This window comes from Vulcaniibacterium gelatinicum (genome assembly GCF_008033445.1).
GTDB lineage: Bacteria > Pseudomonadota > Gammaproteobacteria > Xanthomonadales > Xanthomonadaceae > Vulcaniibacterium_B > Vulcaniibacterium_B gelatinicum.
The window spans coordinates 17,617-39,209 of the sequence record NZ_VNKO01000009.1 but is presented as its reverse complement, the minus strand read 5'-3'; the positions used below and the strand labels follow the sequence as shown (position 1 = coordinate 39,209).

Sequence of the window (21,593 nt, the reverse complement as noted above, 5' to 3'; positions counted from 1 at the left end):
TGAGCGCGGCGCGCCTGGGCCAGCGCCTGCCCGATGCCACCGCCACCGCCGGCCTGCTCGCCACCGCCGAGCAACTGCTGGCCCGGTTGCCGGCGACCGGGACGACGACGCCCCACGTGCAGGCGCCAATGCCCGCCTCGGCCGCCCAGCGTGCCGAGACGCCGCCCCCGCGCTACTGGCAGCGCTGGGCCGGCGATGCCCCGCCTCCCCGCATGCCGGACACACCCCACGCCCCCCCCATGTCGCTGTCGCAGGAAGCCAGCCTCGACCTGGACGAGCCCCCGTTCCGCGTCCTGATCGTCGAGGACGACCGCGCCCAGGCCCTGTTCGCCGAAGGCGTGCTCAACGGCGCCGGGATCGAGGCCCTGATCGCCTCCGATCCCGCCGACGTGCTCGACATCATGAAGCGCGTGCATCCGGACCTGGTGCTGATGGACCTGCACATGCCGGGCCTGAGCGGCACCGAGCTGACCGCGATGATCCGCCAGCACGAGGAGTTCCTGCACACGCCGATCGTGTTCCTGACCGGCGACCCGGACCCGGAAACGCAGTTCGCCGTGCTCGAGTGCGGCGCCGACGACTTCCTGCAGAAGCCGATCCGGCCGCGGCACCTGATCGCGGCGGTCGAGAGCCGGATCAAGCGCGCGCGCGCGGTCGGTCGCCGGCGCCAGGGCGGCGGCGAACGCCACCCCAGCACCGGGCTGCTGGCGCGCCCGCACCTGCTGCAGCGGCTGAGCGCGGCGCTGCCGGCCGCCGATGGGCGTGGCGGCGTGCTGTTCGTGGAGATCGAGGGCGCGGCCAGCCTGCGCGAGCGCTACGGCTATGCCGCACTGGAGACGGCGATGACCGAGGCCGGCCGGCGCCTGGCCCGGCTCGCCGGCGAGCATCCCGCGGCGCGGCTCAACGACAACAGCTTCCTGGTCCTGGTCCCCGACCTGGCGCCGGAACGGCTCGAGGACTACGCCCGCAGCCTGCGCGACGGCCTGGCCCATGAACCGGTCGACCTCGGCGCCGACACCATCCGCCTGCGCGCCGCGGTCGGCCACGTCGCGTTGCATCACGGCTTCCGCGATGCCGGCGAGGTGCTGGAGGCCGCCGAGCAGACCGCCCGCGCCGCGCGCAACACGCCGATCGGCCTGGCCGCCTACACCCCGCCCGAACGCGCCGCGCCCACGCCCGAACTCGCCGAACGCCTGCAACGCGCACTCGCCGAGCAGCGCTTCGAACTCGCCTACCAGCCAATCGTCGCCGTGGCCGGCGGCGACGAAGCCCAGTACCAGACCCTGCTGCGCCTGCGCGACGAGGACGGCAGCCTGCGCAGCGCCGCCGATTTCGTGCCCGCCGCCGAGGCCGCCGGCCTGATCCCGGACATTGACCGCTGGGTGCTGGAACGCGCGCTGACGGTGCTGGAGCAGCGCACCCGCGAGCACCGCCCGGTCCGCCTGTTCGTGCCGCAGGCGCCACGCACGCTCGCGCGCGACGGCTATGCCGACTGGCTCGCGGGCGAGATCGGCGCACGCGGGTTGGAGGCCCCTCGCCTGGTGCTCGACCTGCGCCTGGCCGATGCCCTGATCCACTCGCTCACCCTGCGCCAGTTCTGCGAACGGCTGGTGCCGGTGGGCGTGCAGTTCTGCCTCAGCACCTACGAACACTCCGCCGAGGCCGACGCCCTGCTCGCGCAGTTGCCGCTCGGCTACCTGCGCCTGTCCGCGCGCTATGCCGCCAGCAACGGCGACGGCGCGCTGCGCGACGAGATGCGGCTGGTGATCGAGCGCGCACACCGGCTCGGCCTGCAGGTGATCGGCCACCACGTCGAGGATCCGCAGGCCGCGGCCACGCTGTGGATGAGCGGCATTGATTACATCCAGGGCAACCTGGTGCAGCAGGCCGCCGGCGAACTCGACTTCGACTTCCAGCACGCGGTGCTCTGACCCATGACCCTCGCCGCCACCACCCGTTGGCTGATGGCGCGCTGGCTCGCGCTCGGCGCGGCGTTCGGCGCAGCCCTGACCCTCGCGCTGGAACTGTTCGGCTTCGACGGGCCGTGGGAGGGCATGGCCCTGGTGATGGTGCTGCTGGCCCTGCTCGCGCTGATCACCCTGGTGGTGGCGATGCAGCACCGCGACGCGCAACTGCGCAAGGAGGCCGAACGCGCCCGCGAGCGCCGCGCCGAGGTGGACGCGCTGCAACGCGAACTGCAGAAGCAGCACGAACTCGAGGCGCAGCTGCGCGAGGCCAAGCAGGCGGCGGAGGCAGCGGTGCTGGCCAAGGGCGAGTTCCTGGCCACGATGAGCCACGAGATCCGCACCCCGCTCAACGGCATCGTGCCGATGCTCGACCTGCTGCTGCATACGCGCCTGCCGCCGGACCAGCACGAGCTGCTGCGCACCGCCTACACCTCGTCGCAGCAGCTGCTGCGGATCGTGGACGACATCCTCGACTACTCCAAGCTCGAGGCCAACAAGCTCGAGCTGGAGACCACCAACTACAACCTGCGCGACCTGCTCGAGAGCGTGCTGCAGTTGATGGAGCGCCCGGCCGAAGCCAAGGGCCTGCGCCTGCACCTGCACGTCGATCCCAGCGTGCGCCTGCCGGTGCGCGGCGACCCGGTGCGGCTGCGCCAGGTGCTCACCAACCTGATCGGCAACGCGGTCAAGTTCACCGAACGCGGCTCGGTTTCGCTGACCGTGCGCCGGATCGGCGAGACCGCGACCCAGCACCTGCTGCGCTTCGAGGTCCGCGACACCGGCATCGGCATCGCGCCGGAGGCGCAGGCACGGCTGTTCCGTGCGTTCTCGCAGGCCGATGCCTCCACCACCCGCCTGTACGGCGGCACCGGCCTGGGGCTGGCGATCTGCAAGCGGATCGTGGACCTGATGGGCGGGCGGATCGGCGTGGAGTCCGAGCCGGGCCACGGCGCCACCTTCCACTTCGAGATCCCGCTGCTGAAGGTGCAGGGCGACCTGCCCGCGCGCGAAGCCGACGTCAGCGGCGGCCGCCTGCTGCTGCTGACCTCCGACGCGAAGCTGCGCAGCCGCCTGACCATGCTGCTGCCGAACTGGGGACTGCGCGTGACCGCGGTGGAGAACACCCAGGAGGCGCTGGACCGCCTGCGCGCCGCCGCGACCCAGGGCCCGCCCTGGGCCTACGACGTGGTGCTGGCCGACCTGGCCTCGATGCGCACCACCGCGGTGGCCCTGCACCGCAACGTCGGCCGCCATTCCATGTACGGCAATGCACGCCTGGTCTATCTGCCGGGCGAGGACGAGGTGCCCGCCGAGCTGCGCCAGGGCGCGCTGGTGCTCATGCGCGGATGGGACGACGCCGAGCTGCGGGCAGCGCTGACCCGCACCGCGCCCGTCACCGCCGCAGCGGCGACCGACGCGCAGGGCGATGCCGCACGCGCAGCTGGCCGCTGGAGTGCGCGCGTGCTGCTGGTGGAGGACAACCCGGTCAACCTGCTGGTCGCCCAACGCCTGCTCAACGTGCTCGGCCTGGACTGCGACACCGCGGTCAACGGCGAGGCCGCGCTGATGCGCATGCGCGACGGCCATTACGACCTGGTGCTGATGGACTGCCAGATGCCGGTGCTCGACGGTTACACCGCCACCCGCCGCTGGCGCGAATACGAAGCCGCCGACGGCACCGGCGCGCACCTGCCGATCGTGGCGATGACGGCGAATGCGATGGCCGGCGACCGCCAGCGCTGCCTCGACGCCGGCATGGACGACTACCTCTCCAAGCCCGTCACCCGCGGCCAGCTCGAGAGCTGCCTGCATCGCTGGCTCAACGGCCGCGCCCGCACCGCACGGCCGGCGGCGGCGGCCGAGCCGCTGTCGCCTGCGGCGGCGGAACCGCTCGTGCCGTGGTCTGCCGGCCTCGCCCCGTCGCCCCCTTCCCCCCTGCCGCCGGAGCCCCCGATGTCCCGTCCGCCGCCCACCCCGGTCGCTCCTCCTGCCTCCCTGGCGCCGGATCCGCTGCCAGCCGCCTCGGCCAGCGGCGAACCGGTGCTCGACCCCGAAGTGCTGGGCGAACTCTACGCCGTGGTCGGCGACGAGGCCGCCCGCATCGTGCGCGTGTTCCTGGAGGACGCGCCGCGGCTGCTGGCCGCGCTCGAGCGCGCCGCGGCCGGACCCGACTTCGAGGCGCTGCGCGAGGCCGCGCATTCACTCAAGTCGTCCTCGGCCAATCTCGGCGCGATGGCGCTCTCGGCCGCGGCCAAGCGGGTCGAACTCGGCGCGCGCATGCAGACCCTCGATCGCCCGGCCGTGGCGGTGGCGCTGGTCGCCGATGAGTTCGAGCGTGCGCGGACTGCGTTGGAGCTCCGCGTCGGCGTGGACCGCCGCGCAGCCGAGGCCTGAGCTCAGTCCTCGACCTTGGTCAGCAGGTAGTTCTGCTCACCGAGCCGCTCGATCAGCGACAGCTGGGTCTCGATCCAGTCAATGTGCTCTTCCTCGGACTCGAGGATGGCGGCGAACAGCTCGCGGCTGACGTAGTCGCCCACCTGCTCGCAGTACGCGATCGCCTCGCGCAGCACCGGCAGCGCCTCGTGCTCCAGGGCGAGGTCGCACTGCAGCACCTCGCGCGGGTTCTCGCCGATCTTCAGCTTGCCCAGCGCCTGGAAGTTCGGCAGGCCGTCCAGGAACAGGATCCGCTCGGCCAGCCGGTCGGCGTGCTTCATCTCGTCAATGGATTCCTTGTACTCGTATTCGGCCAGTTCCTTCAGGCCCCAGTTCTTCAGCATCTTGGCGTGCAGGAAGTACTGGTTGATCGCGGTCAGCTCGTTGTAGAGCGCCTTGTTCAGATGCTCGATGACCTTGGGATCGCCTTTCATCGCCCTGCTCCGTGCCGGGAACCGTCCCGCACTCTAGCGCCGGCGCGCGCGCGGCGTCGGAACGCGAATCGTGTGCATTTGCAGCTCGGCCGCGGCGGAGGGCGGCCCGCGTCGCGCAGCGGGCGGGGTCAGGCGGCCTGGAGCACCGGCAGCGGCATCGCCGGCGCGCGCATCTCGTCGAGGATGCGCTCGGCGTGGTCGAGGCAGCTGCCGCAATTGGCGCCGCAACCGGTGCGCATGGTGAGCTCGGCCAGGCTGTCGCAACCCGCGGCCGCGGCATCGCGGATCTCGCGGTCGGTCACGCCATTGCAGATGCACACGTACACGGCTGGAGCCTCGTCCGGAACGGGGCCATTTCGCCATGAATGAGAATGATTGTCAATTCTGCCCGGACTCGCCCGCCCCGGCCCGCCCCCGGCCCGGGCGCTGGCGCGGGCGGCGGCGCCACGACCCACGCTCCACCGCCGCCGGCGGGATCGCCTGCGGCCCGGCCACCTGCCGGGCGTAGGGCGCCAGGTGGCACAGGGCGCGGGCATAGACCTCGCGCTTGAAGGTCACCACGTGCTCCACCGGGTACCAGTAGTCCACCCAGCGCCACAGGTCGAATTCGGGCCGCTCGCTCAGGTCCAGGCGCAGGTCGGACTCGCACCCGAGCAGGCGCAGCAGGAACCAGACCTGCTTCTGGCCGATGCACACCAGCCGCTCCTGGCGCCGGATCGCCCGCTGCGGCAGGCGGTAGCGCAGCCAGCCGGGCGTCGCGCCCAGCACCTCGACGTGCCCCGGCAGCAGCCCGGTCTCCTCGCGCAGCTCGCGGTACATCGCCTCGAGCGGCGTCTCGTCGCTGTTCATCCCGCCCTGGGGGAACTGCCAGCCGTCGCGGTGCACGCGCCGGGCCCAGAACACCCGGCCGTCGGACTGCATCAGCACGATGCCGACATTGGGGCGGTAGCCGTCCGGATCGATCACGATGCGGACTCCCGTAAGGTCTGCCCCGACTCTGCCACGCACGCCCCCCGGGCTCAAGCGCACCCGCCCCGGATTGACGCGGCCGGCGGCGGCCGGAATAATTTGCGGTTCCCCGCGTGGCTATGTAGCTCAGCCGGTTAGAGCACGGCACTCATAATGCCGGGGTCGGTGGTTCGAGCCCACCCATAGCCACCAATCCGCTCCGCGCAGCGGGGCAGCACGCGCGCCCCACCCACCATGGCGGGTTTTTTCCTGTCCGCCGCGCCCGCCCCGCCGCGCGATAATCCCCCCGATGGACATTTTCAAGGTCTTCACCCTCGAGGCCGCGCACCGGCTGCCGAACGTGCCGCCGGGACACAAGTGCGCGCGGCTGCACGGGCATTCGTTCCGGGTCGAGATCCACGTCGCCGGCGAACCCGGCGCCGACACCGGCTGGGTGATGGACTTCGCCGACATCAAGGCCGCGTTCCGGCCGCTGTACGAGCAGCTCGACCACCACTACCTCAACGAGGTCGAGGGGCTGGAGAACCCGACCAGCGAGTGCCTGGCGGTGTGGATCTGGGAGCGGCTCAAGCCGGCCCTGCCGCAGCTGGCGGAGGTGGTGGTGCACGAAACCTGCACCTCGGGCTGCCGCTACCGGGGCCCGGACGCGGCCTGAGCACGGTGGCGCGCCGGATCGGGGCCGCCGACCCGGCCTGGCAACCAGTTGATCCGCAACGGTTTCTGAACCGGCCGACGAACGGTCACGGACTTTTGTTGCATTGCAGCATCGGTGCGGTTATGTTGCACCGCACAAACCCGGCACCCCGCCGGGCACCGTGGGAGTCCCTGCCATGTACGCGCAGTTCAACGAGCAGTTCACCGCCGCCTCGCGCCAGTTCGCCGACGCCGCGGCGCAGATCAACCGCCTCGCGCTCGACAACGCCAGCCAGGTGTTCGGCCTGCAGCTCGCCGCGCTCGAGCAGGGCGCCAACGCCACCTTCGCCTTCCTCGGCGAGCTGGCCGGCGCGCGCGACGCCGAGGCGCTCAAGGCCGTGTGGCCGAAGGGTGTCGAGCTGGCCCGCGAGCAGGTCGAGCGCGGGATCCGCACCAGCCAGGACGTGCTGGCGCGCACCCTGAAGACCCAGGAAGCCATCGGCCAGATCGCCAAGGCGCAGTTCGAGGCCGCCGCGCAGCAGGCGCAGGCCGGCGTCGAGACCGCCGCCAAGGCCGGCAAGGCCAAGTAAGTCCGTTCTCTCCAACGAGGCCGGCCATCCGGCCGCGCGGTCCTCTCTCCCCGCGCAAGACCCGGCAGCGCCCGCTGCCGGGTTTTTTTCTTGCTCAGCCTTCCGCCGCCGCCGGCCGTGCGGCCAGCGCGGCCTTGCGCGCCAGCGCCTTGTGGTGGTCGCGGCCGATCAGCAGGTAGATCACCGGCACCACGAACAGGGTGAAGAAGGTGCCGATCGCCATGCCACCCACGATCACCAGGCCGATCTGGTTGCGCGCCTCGGCGCCGGCGCCGCTCGCGATCGCCAGCGGCAGCGCGCCGAACACCATCGCGCCGGTGGTCATCAGGATCGGGCGCAGGCGCAGCGCGGCCGCCTCGACCACCGCCTCGCGCTTGCTCCGCCCCTGCTCCTGCAGCTGGTTGGAGAACTCCACGATCAGGATGCCGTGCTTGGCGATCAGGCCGACCAGGGTGACGATGCCGATCTGGGTGTAGATGTTCCAGCTGCCGTGGCCGCTGAGCTTGAGCGCCAGGAACGCGCCAAACGCGGCCAGCGGCACCGCGAGCAGGATCACCAGCGGGTCCACCCAGCTCTCGAATTGCGCCGCCAGCACCAGGAAGATGAAGGCCAGCGCCAGGGCGAAGATCAGGGCGAAGTCGCTCGCCGACTCGCGGAACTCGCGGCTCTGTCCGGACAGGTCGTACAGCGCCTCCGGCGCGACCTCGCGCAGCGCGTCCTCCATCCACGCCAGCGCCTCGCCCATCGAGTAGCCGGGCGCCAGGCCGGCGCTGATCGTGGCCGCGCGCAGCTTGTTGAAGTGGTTGAGTTCCTTGGCCGCGATCGTCTCCTGCACGTCCACCAGGTTCGACAGCTGCACCATCTGCCCGTCGCCGGCGCGGACGAAGATGTTGGACAGGTCGCCCGGCACGCGCCGGTTCGCGTCCTCCACCTGCACGATCACGTCGTACTGCTCCGAGCCCTTCTTGAAGCGGGTGACGTTGCGCCCGCCAAGCAGGGTCTCGAGGGTGCGTCCGACGGTGGCCACGTCGCTGCCCACCGCCGCGACCTTGTCGCGGTTGACCGAGATCCGCAACTGCGGCTTGTTGAGCTTGAGGTCGGTGTCGGGGTTGGTGAGCCGGGGGTTTTCCTGCATCTTCGCCAGCAGCTTGCCGACCACGGCGTTCAGCTCCTCCCAGGTGCCGGTGCTCTGCACCACGAAGTTCACCGGCTGGCCGAAGCCCTCCTGGCCGAGCGGCGGCGGGGTCACGGTGAAGGCCATCAGGCCCGGCACGGCGAAGAACATCTGCGCCGCCAGCCCCGAGGGCGGGAACGGGCTGCCGGCGATCTGCTGCGCCGACTGCTCGCGCTGCTCCCAGTCGGTGAGCATGGTGAAGCCGATGGTCTGGGTGACGTCGGGGAAGCCGACGATCTGGAACACGCGCTGCTGCTGCGGCAGGCCGAGCAGCATGCCCTCGATCTGGCGCGCGTAGCGGTCGGTGTACTCCACCGTCGAGCCTTCCGGCGCGATGCCGATGGCGATGATGAAGCCCTGGTCCTCCTGCGGCGCCAGCTCGCGCGGCAGGCTCATGAACAGCCACAGCGCCAGGCCGGCGATCACCGCGCCCCCCGCCATCACCGCCCAGCGCAGCGACAGCGCCCGGGTCAGCAGCCGGCGGTAGGTCTCGTCGAGCCAGCGCAGCACGCGCTCGCCGGTCTCGTACAAGCGGCCGTGCTTCTGCTCGTGGCGCAGCAGCCGCGAGCACATCATCGGCGACAGGGTCAGGGCGGTGAAGCCGGACACCAGCACCGCGCCGGCCAGGGTCAGCGCGAACTCGACGAACAGCTTGCCGGTGCGGCCGGTGGAGAACGCCAGCGGCACGTACACCGCCGCCAGGGTCAGGGTCATGGCCACGATTGCGAAGCCAATCTCCTTGCTGCCCTTGAGCGCCGCCTCCATCGGCGGCATGCCCTCCTCGATGTGGCGGTAGATGTTCTCCAGCATCACGATCGCGTCGTCCACCACCAGGCCGATCGCGAGCACCATCGCCAGCAGGGTGAGCGTGTTGATGGTGAAGCCGAACAGGTACATCAGCGCGAACGCGCCGACCAGCGACAGCGGGATCGTCACCAGCGGAATGAGGGTGGCGCGCCAGCTGCGCAGGAACAGGAAGATCACCACGATCACCAGCAGCACCGCCTCGGCGACGGTCTTGTAGACCTCCTCGATCGAGTTGCGGATGAACATGGTCGAGTCGTAGGCGATCTCGACCTTCATGCCCTCCGGCAGCGAGGCGGTGATCTGCGGCAGCATCACCTGCAGCGCGTCGGAGATCTCCAGCGGGTTGGCGACCGCCTGCTTGACGATGCCCAGCGGCACCGCGTTCGTGCCGTTGTAGCGGGCGCGGAAGCGGTCCTCCTCCTGGCCGAGCTCGACCTTGGCCACGTCGCGCAGGCGCACCAGGGTGCCGTTCGACTCGGCCAGGACGATGGCGCCGAACTCCTCCGGGGTCTTGAGGTCGGTTTCCGACAGCACCGTGAACTCGCGGTCGCTGCCCTCGACGCGGCCGGCCGGGATCTCGACGTTCTGCCGGCGCAGCGCGGTCTCCACGTCGGCCGGGGTGAGGCCGAAGCCGGCCAGCCGCTGCGGCTGCAGCCAGACCCGCATCGCGTAGGTGGTCGAGTACACCTGCGCCTGGGCCACGCCCGGGATCGTCTGCACGCGGTCCTTGACGATGCGCTCGGCGTAGTCGGCGATCTCGACCTGGGAATGGCGGTCGGAGGAGAAGGCCAGGTAGATGATCGGCTGCTGGTCGGCCTCCTGCTTCTGCACGATCGGCGCCTCCACCTCCTCGGGCAGGAACGCGCGCGCCTGGGCCACGCGGTCGCGCACGTCGGAGGCGGCGGCGTCCGGGTCGCGGTCGATGCGGAAGCGGATCGTCACCTGCGAGGACTGCTCGCGCGACACCGACTGCATGTATTCCACGCCCTCGATGCCGGAGAGCGCGTCCTCGATCGGCTGGGTGACCTGCGATTCGATCACCTGCGCGCTGGCGCCGGGATAGCTGGTGTTGACCGTCACCACCGGCACGTCCACGTTCGGGATCAGCCGCACCGCGAGGCGGTCGAAGGCGATGATGCCGACCAGCAGCACCACCAGGTTGATCACGGTGGCGAACACCGGTCGGCGGATGGAGACGTCGGACAGGACCATGGGGGCCTCGCTGTGGCAGGGCCCGCTCCGGCGGGAGCGGGCGTGCGCAGGGCGTCAGTGCGCTTGCGGCTCGTCCGCCTGCGGCTTCGCCTTGGCCGCGGGCGGCTTGCCTGCGGCCGCCGGCGCGGCGCCCGGGGCGGGCATCGGCTGCACCGGCAGGCCGTCGCCCATCATCGGCTTGGTCTGGCCGGCGGTGATCACGGTGTCGCCGGGCTTGAGCCCTTCGACCACCTGCACCTTGCCCGGCACGCGCACCCCGGTCTTGATCGCCGTGCGCTTGGCCTTGCCGTCCACGATGGTGAAGACGTAGCGCTCCTCGCCCTGCTGCAGCAACGCCTGCTCGGGGATCAGCAGGCCGCGCTGCGCGCCGCCCGACTGCAATTGCAGCTGCGCGAACTGGCCCGGATGCAGGCGGCCGTCGGGGTTGGCGATCCGCGCGCGCAGGCGCACGCTGCGGGTGTTCGGATCCACCACCGGGTCGATCGCGACCACCTCGCCGCCGAAGCGGTCGCCGGGGAAGGCGTCCACGGTCACGGTGATCGCCTGCCCGGCGCGCAGTTGCGCGAGCGCGCTCTCCGGCACGCTGAAATCCACCTCGATCGGATCCAGCCGCACCAGGGTCACCAGCGCGTCGCCGACGTTGACGAACTCGCCGACGCTGACCTCGCGCAGGCCCACCTGGCCGGAGAACGGCGCGCGCAGGGTCATCTTCGCCAGCGCGGTGCGGGCCGAGGCGGCGCGCGCCTGGTCCACCTCGAGCTGGGCGCGGGCGCGATCGTAGTCGGCCTGCGCCACCAGCTTCTGCCGCGCCAGTTCGCCGGCGCGGGCGGCGTTGCGGCGGCTGTTCTCGAGGTTGGCCAGGGCCTCGTTGTAGGCGGCCTGGGCGGTGCTGGGGTCGAGCGTGAACAGCGCCTGCCCGGCGGCCACGCGCCCGCCTTCCTGGAAATGGATGCGGACGATGCGGCCGGCGACCTCCGGACGCACCACCACCTGCTCGTCGGCGCGCAGGCTGCCGACCGTCTGCAGGCCGGCCGCGAGCGGTTCGAGCTGCACCGTCACCGCCTCGACCGGCAGCGGCGGCATGCCGCCGCCGGGTGGACCGCCGGCCTCGCCGCCGGCAGGGCCGGCAGCCTGGTTGTTGGAACAGGCGAGCGTCGCCAGCGCGACGGACAACGTCAGGAACAGGAGGGCACGGCGCATGGCGGCCTCGCGCGCGGAGAAGAGGGTCTTATTCTTGTACCGGCGAGTCTAGCATTGAGGCCCGGATCCGCCCGTGCCGGAAGTCAGGCGGGCGGCGGAACCCGCAACTCGCGGGCCAGTGTCGCCGCGTCCGCCCCCGGTGCATGGGGCAGCACGCCCCAGCACGGCGCCGGCAAGCGACTACGCAGCAACGCCAGGTTGTCGTCCGCGGCGTCCATGGCCGGGTCGATGCGGCTGGCGATCCAGCCGACCAGCCGGCAGCCGTCGGCGGCGATCGCGCGCGCGCTGAGGTAGGCGTGGTTGAGGCAGCCCAGGCGCAGACCAATCACCAGCACCACCGGCAGCTGCAGCGCGCGCACCAGGTCGGCCTGGTCGAGCGTGCCGGACAGCGGCGCGGCCCAGCCGCCCACGCCTTCGACCACCACCACCTCGGCCTGCGCGGCCAGCCGCGCATGCGCCGCCAGGATCGGGGCCAACTCCACTTCCACGCCGTCCGCGCGCGCGGCGAGCTCGGGCGCCAGCGGCAGCCGCAGCGCGTAGGGATTGCAGTCGGCGTAGTCCGGGCGCGGGTCGCTGGCGGCCTGCAGGGCCAGCGCATCGGCATTGCGCCAGCCGTGCGCCGTGGGCTCGCAGCCGCTGGCGACCGGCTTCATCCCGATCGCACGCCGCCCCTGCGCCCGCAGCGCATGCAGCAGCGCGGCGCTGGCGACGGTCTTGCCGACGCCGGTGTCGGTCCCGGTGACGTACAGGCCGGCCGCGTTCATGCCGCCGCCCCCAGCACCGCGGCGCGGCGCGCGGCGCGGCGGGCGCCGTACATGCCGAGCACCGCGCCCATCACCGCATAGACCCACATCGGTAGCCCCACCAGCCAGCTCCAGGCGCGCGTCGGCGGCCATGCCAGCAGAACCAGGCTGAGCAGCAGGCTGAGCGCGGCCGCGCCGGTCATGATCCGGTGCACGCCGATCTCGGTCGCGGTCTCGTAGCGCTCGCAGGCGTCCAGCGCGAGCGCGTCGGCGTGCGCGAGCGCGTGCGCGTTCAGGCGCCAGATCAGCCAGGCCAGCAGCCCGAAGCCGGCCGCGTACACCATGAAGGCGGTCTGCACCCCCAGCAGCCAGTCCGCGCCGCCCAGGCCGCCGAGCTCGCTCGGCACCCAGCCGCCGGTCAGCAGCGACAGCCCCGCCGAGATCATCATCCGCAGCGGGTACACGTACACCAGCACCAGCGCCAGGCTCAGCACCGTGGACCTGGCGTCCTCCAGGCCGAAACGCCGGCTCCAGCGGTTGTGCGCGGCCCAGAACAACATCAGCAGCACGAAGCAGACGGCGAAGGTCGGCACCCGCCGCAGCGCCTCGCGCAGCTCGGCCACGGTGTCGGGCAGTTCGTTGAAGAAGATCACCAGCAGCGTCAGCGAAAAGGCGAACGCGGCGTCCACGAAGGTCTCCAGGCGCGTGACCTCGCGCCCGCGCAGGCGGAACCCGCCTTCGGTCGGCATTTCCGTCGGTTGCATGCGGCCTCCCTCGCCCATGACCAGGGACATGGTAAGCCGGCCCGGCGGCGCTGCTACACTGGCGCCATGTTCACCGCGACCGCCCTGTCCGGCACCAAGCCGGCGCAGTACGCGCAGCTGCTCGCGCAGGCCCGTGCCCTGCTCCACGGCGAGCACGACCGCATCGCCAACGCCGCCAACCTCGCCGCCCTGGTCTACAACGCGCTGCCCGACCTGAACTGGGTCGGCTTCTACTTCTTCGACGGCCGCGAGCTGGTGGTCGGGCCGTTCCAGGGCCTGCCCGCCTGCGTGCGCATCCCGCTCGACCGCGGCGTGTGCGGCGCCGCCGCGCGCATGCGCGCCACGCAGCGGGTGGACGACGTGCACGCCTTCCCCGGCCACATCGCCTGCGATGCGGCCTCGGCCTCGGAGCTGGTGGTGCCGCTGCTGCGCGGCGAGGAGCTGATCGGCGTGTTCGACCTCGACAGTCCGGTGCCGGCGCGCTTCGACGCCGAGGACCAGCGCGGCCTGGAAGCGATCGCCCGGGCGTACGTGGAGTCCCTCCGGTGAACGCCCCCAAGCTGCGCAACATCGGCCCCAAGAGCGCCGCCTGGCTGCGCCAGGTGGGCCTGCGCACCTACGAGGACCTGGCCGCGGTGGGCGCGGTGGAAGCGTTCATGCGCGTCCGGCGCGCCGGCTTCAAGCCGAGCCTGAACCTGCTCTACGCGCTCGAGGGCGCGTTGCTCGGCTGCCACTGGCAGGAGGTGCCGGAGGCCCGGCGCCAGGAACTGGTGCTGGCCGCCGACGCGGCCACGGCGCTGCTGCCGCCGCCGCGCTACAAGCCGGCCGCCGCGCCGGTCACCACCACCCACCACATCGCCGAACCGTCCGCACCGGGCCTGGGCCTGTTCGATGACGAACGCGCCGACGCCCCCGCGGCCGGCGAGGATTGACGCGCCGGCACCCCGCCCCGCGCGCTGCTACACTGCGCGCCGCTTCGAGGTGACCCGACGGCATCCGCCCGAGGGTTGAAACGGGAAGCCGGTGACGTCCCCGCACCACGCGGGACCAGTCCGGCGCTGCCCCCGCAACGGTAAGCGTGCCAAGTCCGGCATCGGCCACTGTGCTACGGCATGGGAAGGCGCCGGATCGGGAACACCCACACGCGAGCCCGGAGACCGGCCCCGAAGTCCGTCCGGTTGCGATGCGGCGGGCATCGCGCGGCACCGCCGCGTCCGTGCGCGGCCGTCCGCCCGTCCTCCGCCGCACGCCACCGCTCCTGCCCACCATGGCGCGCGGGCGTGCGCGCCGGAGACGACTGCACATGCAACACCGCACCCTCTGCCTGGCGATCGCGCTGGGCCTGCCTTCCCTCGCCGCCGCGCAGTCCGCGCCGACCGATCTCGACGAGGTCGTGGTCACCGGCACGCGCACCGCGGTCACCGTGGACGAGTCGCTCGCGCCGGTCGAAGTGATCGGCCGCGAGGAGATCGAGCGCAGCCAGGCGCACTCGCTGCCCGACCTGCTGCGCGGCCGCGCCGGCATCTCGCTCTCGAACCAGGGCGGCGCCGGCAAACTGACCACGCTGTTCCTGCGCGGCGCCGAATCCGACCACGTGCTGGTGCTGGTGGACGGCGTGCGCGTGGGCTCGGCCACGTCCGGCCTGACCGCATTCCAGGATCTGCCGCTGGCGCTGATCGAGCGGATCGAGATCGTGCGCGGGCCGCGCTCGAGCCTGTACGGTTCGGAAGCGATCGGCGGGGTGATCCAGATCTTCACCCGCCGCGACCGCGAAGGCCTGCGCGCGCGCGCCAGCGCCACGCTCGGCAGCCACGGTCGCGCCGAGGGCAGCGCCGGATTCGGCGGCGGCCTCGGGCGCGGCTGGTTCGGCGTGGACGCGGCGTACCAGAACGTGGAGGGCTTCGACGCCTGCGAAGTGGCCACGCCGAGCCCGTTCTCGGGCGGCTGCTTCATCTTCCTGCCCGAACCCGACGCCGACGGCTACCGCAACCGCTCGCTGTCGCTGCGCGGCGGCGTGGATGCCGGCGAGACGCTGCAAGTGGACCTGCACGCGCTGCGCGCCGAGGGCCGCAACGTGTTCGACGGCGACTTCACCAACCTGTCCAAGACCGTGCAGCAGGTGCTCGGCGGACGCGCGACCTGGACGCCGTCGGAGAGGCTGCGCCTGCAGCTCGTCGCCGGCCGCAACACCGACAGTTCCGACCAGTACCTGACCAAGCCCTCGCCGTGGGTGGTGCCGCTGCCCGACGGCACCGGCCGGATCGGCTGGTTCCAGACCGACCGCGACAGCGCCACGCTGCAGGGCGATCTCACCCTCGCCCGTGGCCAGCTGCTCACCCTCGGCGTGGACTGGCTGCGCGACCACGTCGCGGCCAGCACGACCTACGCGCGCGCCGCGCGCGCCAACCGCGCCGGCTTCGTGCAATACCAGGGCCGGTTCGGCCGCCACGACCTGCTGGCCAGCCTGCGCCGCGACGACAACGACCAGTTCGGCGGCCACACCACCGGCAGCGCGGCCTGGGGCCTGGACCTTGCCGACGGCTGGCGCGTGATCGCCGGCTACGGCACCGCGTTCAAGGCGCCCACCTTCAACGAGCTGTACTACCCGTTCTTCGGCAATCCGGCCTTGCGCCCGGAAGAGGCCGACAGCGCCGAACTCGGCCTGGCCTGGCGCGGCGCGCGCGGCAACGCGCGCCTGTCCGCGTTCCGCACCGAGGCCGACGACCTGATCACCTACGACGCCGCGCTGGGCCGCGCGGTCAACCTGGAGCGCGCACGCATCCGCGGCGCCGAACTCACCTTCGACGCGCGCGTGTCGGAATGGACCGTCGCCGGCAGCCTGAGCGTGGCCGACAGCGAGAACCGCGCCACCGGCCTGGCGCTGCCGCGGCGTGCCAGGCACGGCGCGCGGCTCGAGCTCGACCGCGCCTTCGGCGCGCTGCGGATCGGCCTGACCGCAGTGGGCGAAGGCGCGCGCTGGGACGATGTGGCCAACACCCGCCGTCTGGGCGGCTACGCCACCTTCGACCTGCGCGCCGAATACGCCTTCAGCGAGGCGCTGACGCTGCAGGCCCGGGTGGCCAACGCATTCGACCGCGACTACGCAACCGTCGCGTTCTACCGCCAGCCCGGACGCGAATGGCTGCTGACGCTGCGGTATTCGCCGCAGCGCTGAGGCCGGGGCCGCGGCCGCGCCGTCAGTGGCGCGGCCCGGCCGTCGCCGGCAACAGCTCCGCCGCCGCCGGGCGCAGCGCGCGCAGCGTGCCGACCAGCTCGCGGTAGCTCTCGGCGAGCTGGCCGAACAACGCGGCATAGGCCGCGCGGCTGGCCTCGGCCACGCCGAGGTAGGCGCCGCGCCCGAGCTCGATGAAATAGTCCGCGCTGACCCGGCGCCGCTCCGCCAGCCCCGGGTACAGCCCGGCGATCAGCAGGCAGCGGTCGCCGACGTCACGCAACGCATCGGCGCGCGCGCCGCCGACCCGCTGCTGCGCCTCCAGCCAGTCCAGCGCCTGGGTCCGCGCCAGCAGCAGGGAATCGTTCTGGTAACGCAGCAGCACGAACACGAGGTAGCTCTCGCGCGCCTCGTCCAGCCGCTGCCCCGCGCGGGACTCCGCCTCGCGCACCAGCGCCTGCCACAGTTCCGCAGGCGCGCCACGTCGGATCGCTTCGGCCATGTCCTCCTCCCGGTGGAACACGGCTTCAAGCTAGGACAATCCGCGGCGCCGGTGTTGGCAGCCGGTCACGGTGAGTGCCAAAGCGTTCAGCCGGCCGCGGGCGTGCGCATTCAGCGCCCGCGCTGGTAGGTGCCGACCAGCACCGCCTCGGCCAGCACGTGCCCCTGCATCGCCTGCAGCAGTTGCGCCTTGTCCGGCGCGCCGAGGTCGGGCAGCACGGTGTCGAGCGCGTACAGCTTGTGGAAGTAGCGGTGCCGGCCGACCGGCGGGCAGGGGCCGCCGTAGCCGGTGCGCTTCCAGTCGTTGCGGCCTTCGCGGGTGCCGGCGGGCAGGCGCGCCGCGGTCACGCCTTCCGGCAGGCCGTCCGCGCTCGGCGGCAGGTTGTACAGCACCCAGTGCACCCAGGTCATGCGCGGCGCGGCCGGGTCGGGCGCGTCGGGGTCGTCCACGATCAGGACCAGGCTGCGCGTGCCGGCGGGCAGGCCGGACCAGCGCAACGGCGGCGAGAGGTCCTCGCCGTCGCAGGTATGGCGCGCCGGGATCGCGCCGTCGTGGGCGAAGGCCGGGGAACTCAGGACCAAGGACATCGCGCCCTCCCTGTCCGCGCTGCAGGCCGTCCCGCCGCCGGCGAGCAGGAGCAGCGCGGCGAGCAGCAGGCGGCCGGAATGCAGGAGACGGATCGTCATGGCACGTGCGGCGATGCTGGGGTGGGCGGGATCAAGGCGATGCGAAAGTGTCGCAGCGGCGGGCCGCTCACTCCACCGTCACCGACTTGGCCAGGTTGCGCGGCTTGTCCACGTCGGTGCCGCGCGCGAGCGCGGCGTGGTAGGCCAGCAGCTGCACCGGGATCGCGTGCACCACCGGCGAGAGCACGCCGACGTGGCGCGGGGTGCGGATCACGTGCACGCCCTCGGATTCGCCGAAGTGGCTGTCGGCATCGGCGAACACGAACATCTCGCCGCCGCGCGCGCGCACTTCCTGGATGTTGGACTTCACCTTCTCCAGCAGGCTGTCGTTGGGCGCGATCACCACCACCGGCATCTCGCTGTCCACCAGCGCCAGCGGGCCGTGCTTGAGTTCGCCGGCCGGGTAGGCCTCGGCGTGGATGTAGGAGATCTCCTTGAGCTTGAGCGCGCCTTCCAGCGCGATCGGGTAATGCACGCCGCGGCCGAGGAACAGCGCATGCTCCTTCGTCGCGAAACGCTCCGCCCAGGCCACGATCTGCGGCTCCAGGTTGAGCGCGTGCTGCACGCTGCCGGGCAGGTGGCGCAGGGCCTCCAGGTACTCGGCTTGCTGCGCCTCCGTCAGCGCACCGCGCAGCCTGGCCAGGGTGCCGGCGAGCGCGAACAGCGCCACCAGCTGGGTGGTGAAGGCCTTGGTCGAGGCCACGCCGATCTCGGCCCCGGCGCGGGTGTAGAACACCAGCGCGCTGGCGCGCGGGATCGCGCTCTCGGGCACGTTGCAGATCGCCAGCGTCTTCGCGTGGCCGAGCGACTTGGCGTACTTGAGCGCCTCCATCGTGTCGAGCGTCTCGCCCGACTGGGAAATGGTGACCACCAGCTGGCGCGGGTCGGCCACCACCTTGCGGTAGCGGTACTCGCTGGCGATGTCCACCGCGCACGGGATCCCGGCGATCGCCTCGATCCAGTAGCGCGCCACCAGGCCGGCGTAGTGGCTGGTGCCGCAGGCCAGGATCTGCACCCGGTCCACGTCGCGCAGCAGCGCCTGCGCGTCGGCGCCGAACAGCGCCGGCGAGAAGCCGCCGGCGTCCACCACCGCCTCGATCGTGTCGGCGATCGCGCGCGGCTGCTCGTGGATCTCCTTCTGCATGAAGTGGCGGTACGGGCCGAGCTCGAGCGAGGCCAGCGAGACGTCGGAGACGTGCACCTCGCGCTGCGCCGGGCGTCCCTCGGCGTCGAAGATGCGCACGCCCTGGCGGGTGACCTCGGCGGTGTCGCCTTCCTCCAGGTAGATCACCCGGCGCGTGACCGAGACGATCGCCGAGACATCGGAGGCGACGAAGTTCTCGCCCTCGCCCAGGCCGACCAGCAGCGGGCAGCCCATGCGCGCGGCCACCAGCCGCCCCGGCTCGCGCTTGTCCACCACCGCCAGCGCGTAGGCGCCGTCGAGCTCGCGCACCGCGCGCTGCAGCGCGGCCAGCAGGTCGTCGCCCTGGCTGCGGTAGTGGTGGATCAGGTGCGCGATCACCTCGGTGTCGGTCTGCGACTCGAACGCATAGCCGAGCGCACGCAGGCGTTCGCGCTGCTGCTCGTGGTTCTCGATGATGCCGTTGTGGACCAGCGCGATCTCGCCGTGGCTGATGTGCGGATGGGCGTTGGACTCGGTGACGCCGCCGTGGGTGGCCCAGCGGGTGTGGCCGATGCCGAGCGCGGCGCGGAAGCCCTCGGCCTGCGCCGCCGCCTCCATTTCCGCCACGCGCCCGGTGCGGCGCACGCGGCGCACCTCGCCGTCCACCACCGCCAGGCCCGCGGAGTCGTAGCCGCGGTATTCCAGGCGCTTGAGGCCGTCGATCAGGAGGGGAACCACATCGCGATCCGCGATCGCGCCAACGATGCCGCACATGGGACGCCAGGCTCGGGGAGGGAGCCGCCAGTGTATCCGCGGGCGCTGTCCGGCGGACGGTCCGGACACGGGGCGGACACCCCCTTCGTTCAGAAAAATCTCTTTTCGCTCAATGCGTTGTCGATTGGCACGCAATCTGCTTTGGAGAGCGGCAAATCGTTTTCATGCCGCCTCCCATGAGCATCCGCGACACCTCCGCCCAGGACCGCCCCCTCGCCGCCACCGCGGCACAGTCCCGCCGGCGCCGGCATTGGCTGGCCGCCGGCGCCGGCGGCGCCGCGCTGCTGCTGGCGGCGGCCTGGCTGCTGTCCGGCTGGAGTGCGGGCAGCCGCTCGGTGGACGGTGCGCGCGTGCGCATCGCCGAGGTGCGCCGCGGCGACCTGGTGCGCGACATCAGCGCCGACGGCCGGATCATCGCCGCCAACAGCCCGGTGCTGTACGCGGTCGCCGCCGGCACGGTCACCCTGCAGGTAGTGGCCGGCGATGCGGTCAAGCGCGGCCAGGCGCTGGCCACGATCCACAGCCCCGAGCTGCGCAGCGCGCTGGCCCAGGAACAGGCCACCCTGGCCGGGCTGGAGGCGGAGGCCGACCGCGCCGCGCTCGACGCGCAGCTGGCCCGCGCCGATGCACGCCGGATCCTGGACCAGGCGCAGATCGACCGCCAGGCGGCGGTGCGCGACCTCGAGCGCAACCGGCGCGCCTACGCAGGCGGCGCGGTGGCGCAGATTGACGTGGCACGGGCGCAGGACGCGCTGCAGAAGGCCGAACTGGCGCTGGCGCAGGCGCGCGGCGACCACGACCTGCGCAGCCGGGGCGCCGACCTCGACCTGCGCAACAGGCGCCTGCTCGCCGAGCGCCAGCGCGCGGTGGTGGCCGAACTGCAGCGCCAGGTGGACGCGCTCACGCTGCGCGCCCCGTTCGACGGCCAGGTCGGCCAGGTGCAGGTCGCGCAGCGCGCCAACGTCGCCGCCAACGCGCCGGTGCTGAGCGTGGTGGACCTGTCCGAATTCGAGGTCGAGATCCGCGTGCCGGAAAGCTTCGCCCGCGATCTCGCCATCGGCATGCCGGCGCAGATCACCGCCGCCGGCGGCACCTTCCCGGCGCAGGTGGCGGCGGTCTCGCCAGAAGTGGTCAGCGGCGAGGTGGTCAGCCGCCTGCGCTTCACCGGCCGCCAGCCGCCCGGCCTGCGCCAGAACCAGCGCCTGTCGGTGCGCATCGTGCTCGACACCCGCCGCGACGTGCTGATGGTCGAGCGCGGCCCGTTCGTCGAGGAAGGCGGCGGCCGCAGCGCCTGGGTCATGGACGGCGGCAGCGCGGTCAGGCGCCCGGTCCGGCTCGGCGCCAGCAGCCTCGACGCAGTGGAGATCCTCTCCGGCCTCAAGGAAGGCGACCGTGTGGTCGTGTCCGGCAGCGAAACCTTCGGCGACGCCGAGCGCGTCCGCATCACGGGAGAATGACCATGAACACCGAATCGCGATTCCCGCCGTCGTTCTCCTGGAGCGCGCGCGAACTGGCTGCGGCCGTGCCGTTGCGCCTGCTGCACCTGCGCGTGTCGCAGCTGGCGGATTTCGCCGCCCTCCCTGCCGTGCCGGCCGACCGCGCACAGCCGCCGCGACGCCGGTTGCGCGCGGGCTACCTGACCCTGCCGGCGCTGCCCGCGCCGTTCCGCATCCACTGATCCCTCGCCCCGGAGCCCGCCATGCTGCACATGCAAGCCGTCACCAAGGTCTATCGCACCGAGCTGGTCGAGACGCACGCGCTGCGCTCGCTCGACCTGCACGTGAAGGAAGGCGAGTTCGTCGCCGTCACCGGCCCCTCGGGCTCGGGCAAGACCACCTTCCTCAACATCGCCGGGCTGCTGGAGACCTACACCGGCGGCACCTACCTGCTCGACGGCGAGGACGTCAGCGGCCTGTCCGATGACGCCCGCTCGCGGCTGCGCAACCGCAAGATCGGCTTCATCTTCCAGAGCTTCAACCTGATCCCGGACCTGAACCTGTTCGACAACGTGGACGTGCCGCTGCGCTACCGCGGCATGTCCGCGGCCGAGCGCCGGCAGCGGATCGAGGAGGCGCTGACGCGGGTGGGACTGGGCTCGCGCATGAAGCATTACCCGGCCGAGCTCTCCGGTGGCCAGCAGCAGCGCGCGGCGATCGCGCGCGCGCTCGCCGGCAGCCCGCGCCTGCTGCTCGCCGACGAGCCCACCGGCAACCTCGATTCGCAGATGGCGCGCAGCGTGATGGAGCTGCTGGAGGAGATCAACGCCCAGGGCACCACGATCGTGATGGTCACCCACGACCCCGAGCTCGCCGCGCGCGCGCAGCGCAACGTGCACATCGTGGACGGCATGGTCACCGACCTCAGCGTCGAACCGAGCCTGGTGCGCACGTTCGCGGAGGCGGGGGCCTGA

At 72.2% G+C, this 21,593-nt stretch carries 20 protein-coding genes, 1 tRNA gene and 1 riboswitch; of the genes, 11 read left to right on the top strand and 10 right to left on the bottom strand.

Features of this window, described 5'->3' with window-relative positions; all coding sequences use genetic code 11:
- The first annotated feature begins 74 nt into the window (after positions 1-74).
- Together FPV26_RS07035 and FPV26_RS07030 are read left to right on the top strand one after the other, a co-directional pair.
- Positions 75-1,931, top strand: a complete 1,857-nt coding sequence (locus FPV26_RS07035) for an EAL domain-containing protein (RefSeq protein WP_425473070.1) — start codon at positions 75-77, stop codon at positions 1,929-1,931.
- 3 nt (positions 1,932-1,934) lie between these two features.
- Positions 1,935-4,361, top strand: a complete 2,427-nt coding sequence (locus FPV26_RS07030; protein ID WP_246109231.1) for a hybrid sensor histidine kinase/response regulator — start codon at positions 1,935-1,937, stop codon at positions 4,359-4,361.
- A 2-nt stretch (positions 4,362-4,363) separates the two neighbouring features.
- Here the strand turns inward: FPV26_RS07030 and bfr are convergent, their stop codons facing one another.
- From bfr to FPV26_RS07015, 3 genes are all read right to left on the bottom strand, one after another.
- Positions 4,364-4,834 carry a bacterioferritin gene (gene bfr, locus FPV26_RS07025; protein ID WP_147653092.1) on the bottom strand — a complete coding sequence of 157 codons (471 nt, stop codon included), beginning with the start codon at positions 4,832-4,834 and terminating at the stop codon, positions 4,364-4,366.
- A gap of 128 nt (positions 4,835-4,962) precedes the next feature.
- Entirely contained in the window at positions 4,963-5,160 is a 198-nt protein-coding gene (locus FPV26_RS07020) for a (2Fe-2S)-binding protein (RefSeq protein WP_147653090.1), read from the bottom strand.
- A 52-nt stretch (positions 5,161-5,212) separates the two neighbouring features.
- Positions 5,213-5,800, bottom strand: coding sequence for an RNA pyrophosphohydrolase (locus tag FPV26_RS07015; protein ID WP_147653088.1), 588 nt, complete (start codon positions 5,798-5,800; stop codon positions 5,213-5,215).
- A 118-nt stretch (positions 5,801-5,918) separates the two neighbouring features.
- Between FPV26_RS07015 and FPV26_RS07010 the strand changes: the two genes are divergently transcribed.
- From FPV26_RS07010 to FPV26_RS07000, 3 genes are all read left to right on the top strand, one after another.
- Positions 5,919-5,995, top strand: a tRNA-Met gene (locus tag FPV26_RS07010).
- Between the two features lie 97 nt (positions 5,996-6,092).
- The gene (gene queD / locus FPV26_RS07005; RefSeq protein ID WP_147653086.1) at positions 6,093-6,458 is read left to right on the top strand and encodes a 6-carboxytetrahydropterin synthase QueD; all 366 of its coding nucleotides are present in this window, start codon (positions 6,093-6,095) and stop codon (positions 6,456-6,458) included.
- Positions 6,459-6,633: 175 nt separating this feature from the next.
- Positions 6,634-7,026 carry a phasin family protein gene (locus FPV26_RS07000; RefSeq protein WP_147653084.1) on the top strand — a complete coding sequence of 131 codons (393 nt, stop codon included), beginning with the start codon at positions 6,634-6,636 and terminating at the stop codon, positions 7,024-7,026.
- 94 nt (positions 7,027-7,120) lie between these two features.
- On the opposite strand, the gene FPV26_RS06995 is transcribed toward FPV26_RS07000, so the two are convergent.
- The 4 genes from FPV26_RS06995 to FPV26_RS06980 form a co-directional block, all read right to left on the bottom strand.
- Positions 7,121-10,219 (bottom strand): efflux RND transporter permease subunit, encoded by a 3,099-nt coding sequence (locus FPV26_RS06995; RefSeq protein ID WP_147653082.1) that lies wholly within the window; start codon positions 10,217-10,219, stop codon positions 7,121-7,123.
- A gap of 54 nt (positions 10,220-10,273) precedes the next feature.
- Positions 10,274-11,419 carry an efflux RND transporter periplasmic adaptor subunit gene (locus FPV26_RS06990; protein ID WP_147653080.1) on the bottom strand — a complete coding sequence of 382 codons (1,146 nt, stop codon included), beginning with the start codon at positions 11,417-11,419 and terminating at the stop codon, positions 10,274-10,276.
- Between the two features lie 83 nt (positions 11,420-11,502).
- The gene (gene bioD / locus FPV26_RS06985; protein ID WP_147653078.1) at positions 11,503-12,183 is read right to left on the bottom strand and encodes a dethiobiotin synthase; all 681 of its coding nucleotides are present in this window, start codon (positions 12,181-12,183) and stop codon (positions 11,503-11,505) included.
- The gene (locus FPV26_RS06980; RefSeq protein WP_181952583.1) at positions 12,180-12,926 is read right to left on the bottom strand and encodes a TMEM175 family protein; all 747 of its coding nucleotides are present in this window, start codon (positions 12,924-12,926) and stop codon (positions 12,180-12,182) included. The genes bioD and FPV26_RS06980 overlap by 4 nt, the downstream gene beginning before the upstream one ends.
- A gap of 66 nt (positions 12,927-12,992) precedes the next feature.
- On the opposite strand from FPV26_RS06980, the gene FPV26_RS06975 reads away from it, so the two are divergent.
- The 3 genes from FPV26_RS06975 (at position 12,993) to btuB (ending at position 16,101) form a co-directional block, all read left to right on the top strand.
- Positions 12,993-13,475: a GAF domain-containing protein gene (locus tag FPV26_RS06975; RefSeq protein ID WP_147653074.1), complete on the top strand. Its 483-nt coding sequence runs from the start codon at positions 12,993-12,995 to the stop codon at positions 13,473-13,475.
- Complete coding sequence (locus tag FPV26_RS06970; RefSeq protein WP_147653072.1) at positions 13,472-13,858, top strand: TfoX/Sxy family protein; 387 nt, start codon at positions 13,472-13,474, stop codon at positions 13,856-13,858. The genes FPV26_RS06975 and FPV26_RS06970 overlap by 4 nt, the downstream gene beginning before the upstream one ends.
- 30 nt (positions 13,859-13,888) lie before the next feature.
- Positions 13,889-14,106: riboswitch (cobalamin riboswitch) on the top strand.
- Between the two features lie 117 nt (positions 14,107-14,223).
- Positions 14,224-16,101 (top strand): TonB-dependent vitamin B12 receptor, encoded by a 1,878-nt coding sequence (btuB, locus tag FPV26_RS06965; protein WP_425473069.1) that lies wholly within the window; start codon positions 14,224-14,226, stop codon positions 16,099-16,101.
- 22 nt (positions 16,102-16,123) lie between these two features.
- Here btuB and FPV26_RS06960 read toward each other — a convergent pair whose 3' ends face one another.
- The 3 genes from FPV26_RS06960 to glmS all read right to left on the bottom strand — a co-directional run bounded on the left by FPV26_RS06960 (position 16,124) and on the right by glmS (position 19,183).
- Entirely contained in the window at positions 16,124-16,600 is a 477-nt protein-coding gene (locus tag FPV26_RS06960; RefSeq protein ID WP_147653068.1) for a hypothetical protein, read from the bottom strand.
- 110 nt (positions 16,601-16,710) lie between these two features.
- Positions 16,711-17,286, bottom strand: coding sequence for a YbhB/YbcL family Raf kinase inhibitor-like protein (locus FPV26_RS06955; protein ID WP_220429076.1), 576 nt, complete (start codon positions 17,284-17,286; stop codon positions 16,711-16,713).
- 67 nt (positions 17,287-17,353) lie between these two features.
- Entirely contained in the window at positions 17,354-19,183 is a 1,830-nt protein-coding gene (gene glmS / locus FPV26_RS06950) for a glutamine--fructose-6-phosphate transaminase (isomerizing) (protein WP_147653066.1), read from the bottom strand.
- 176 nt (positions 19,184-19,359) lie between these two features.
- Here glmS and FPV26_RS06945 point away from each other — a divergent pair, with 176 nt between their 5' ends.
- Genes FPV26_RS06945 through FPV26_RS06935 form a run of 3 tightly spaced genes read left to right on the top strand, consistent with a single transcriptional unit; the run spans position 19,360 to position 21,593 of the window.
- Positions 19,360-20,640, top strand: a complete 1,281-nt coding sequence (locus FPV26_RS06945; protein WP_181952582.1) for an efflux RND transporter periplasmic adaptor subunit — start codon at positions 19,360-19,362, stop codon at positions 20,638-20,640.
- Between the two features lie 2 nt (positions 20,641-20,642).
- Positions 20,643-20,861, top strand: coding sequence for a hypothetical protein (locus FPV26_RS06940; protein ID WP_147653062.1), 219 nt, complete (start codon positions 20,643-20,645; stop codon positions 20,859-20,861).
- Positions 20,862-20,882: 21 nt separating this feature from the next.
- Positions 20,883-21,593 carry an ABC transporter ATP-binding protein gene (locus FPV26_RS06935; protein ID WP_147653060.1) on the top strand — a complete coding sequence of 237 codons (711 nt, stop codon included), beginning with the start codon at positions 20,883-20,885 and terminating at the stop codon, positions 21,591-21,593.

Bases quoted from the DNA above. Each gene is read 5' to 3' on its own strand.
- FPV26_RS06935 (WP_147653060.1), top strand. From the start codon at position 20,883: ATGCTGCACATGCAAGCCGTCACCAAGGTCTATCGCACCGAGCTGGTC.
- FPV26_RS06960 (WP_147653068.1), bottom strand. From the start codon at position 16,600: ATGGCCGAAGCGATCCGACGTGGCGCGCCTGCGGAACTGTGGCAGGCG.
- queD (WP_147653086.1), top strand. From the start codon at position 6,093: ATGGACATTTTCAAGGTCTTCACCCTCGAGGCCGCGCACCGGCTGCCG.
- FPV26_RS06995 (WP_147653082.1), bottom strand. From the start codon at position 10,219: ATGGTCCTGTCCGACGTCTCCATCCGCCGACCGGTGTTCGCCACCGTG.
- FPV26_RS06955 (WP_220429076.1), bottom strand. From the start codon at position 17,286: ATGACGATCCGTCTCCTGCATTCCGGCCGCCTGCTGCTCGCCGCGCTG.
- FPV26_RS06990 (WP_147653080.1), bottom strand. From the start codon at position 11,419: ATGCGCCGTGCCCTCCTGTTCCTGACGTTGTCCGTCGCGCTGGCGACG.
- FPV26_RS07030 (WP_246109231.1), top strand. From the start codon at position 1,935: ATGACCCTCGCCGCCACCACCCGTTGGCTGATGGCGCGCTGGCTCGCG.
- FPV26_RS06980 (WP_181952583.1), bottom strand. From the start codon at position 12,926: ATGCAACCGACGGAAATGCCGACCGAAGGCGGGTTCCGCCTGCGCGGG.
- bfr (WP_147653092.1), bottom strand. From the start codon at position 4,834: ATGAAAGGCGATCCCAAGGTCATCGAGCATCTGAACAAGGCGCTCTAC.
- FPV26_RS06945 (WP_181952582.1), top strand. From the start codon at position 19,360: ATGAGCATCCGCGACACCTCCGCCCAGGACCGCCCCCTCGCCGCCACC.
- FPV26_RS06940 (WP_147653062.1), top strand. From the start codon at position 20,643: ATGAACACCGAATCGCGATTCCCGCCGTCGTTCTCCTGGAGCGCGCGC.
- FPV26_RS07000 (WP_147653084.1), top strand. From the start codon at position 6,634: ATGTACGCGCAGTTCAACGAGCAGTTCACCGCCGCCTCGCGCCAGTTC.
- bioD (WP_147653078.1), bottom strand. From the start codon at position 12,183: ATGAACGCGGCCGGCCTGTACGTCACCGGGACCGACACCGGCGTCGGC.
- glmS (WP_147653066.1), bottom strand. From the start codon at position 19,183: ATGTGCGGCATCGTTGGCGCGATCGCGGATCGCGATGTGGTTCCCCTC.
- FPV26_RS06975 (WP_147653074.1), top strand. From the start codon at position 12,993: ATGTTCACCGCGACCGCCCTGTCCGGCACCAAGCCGGCGCAGTACGCG.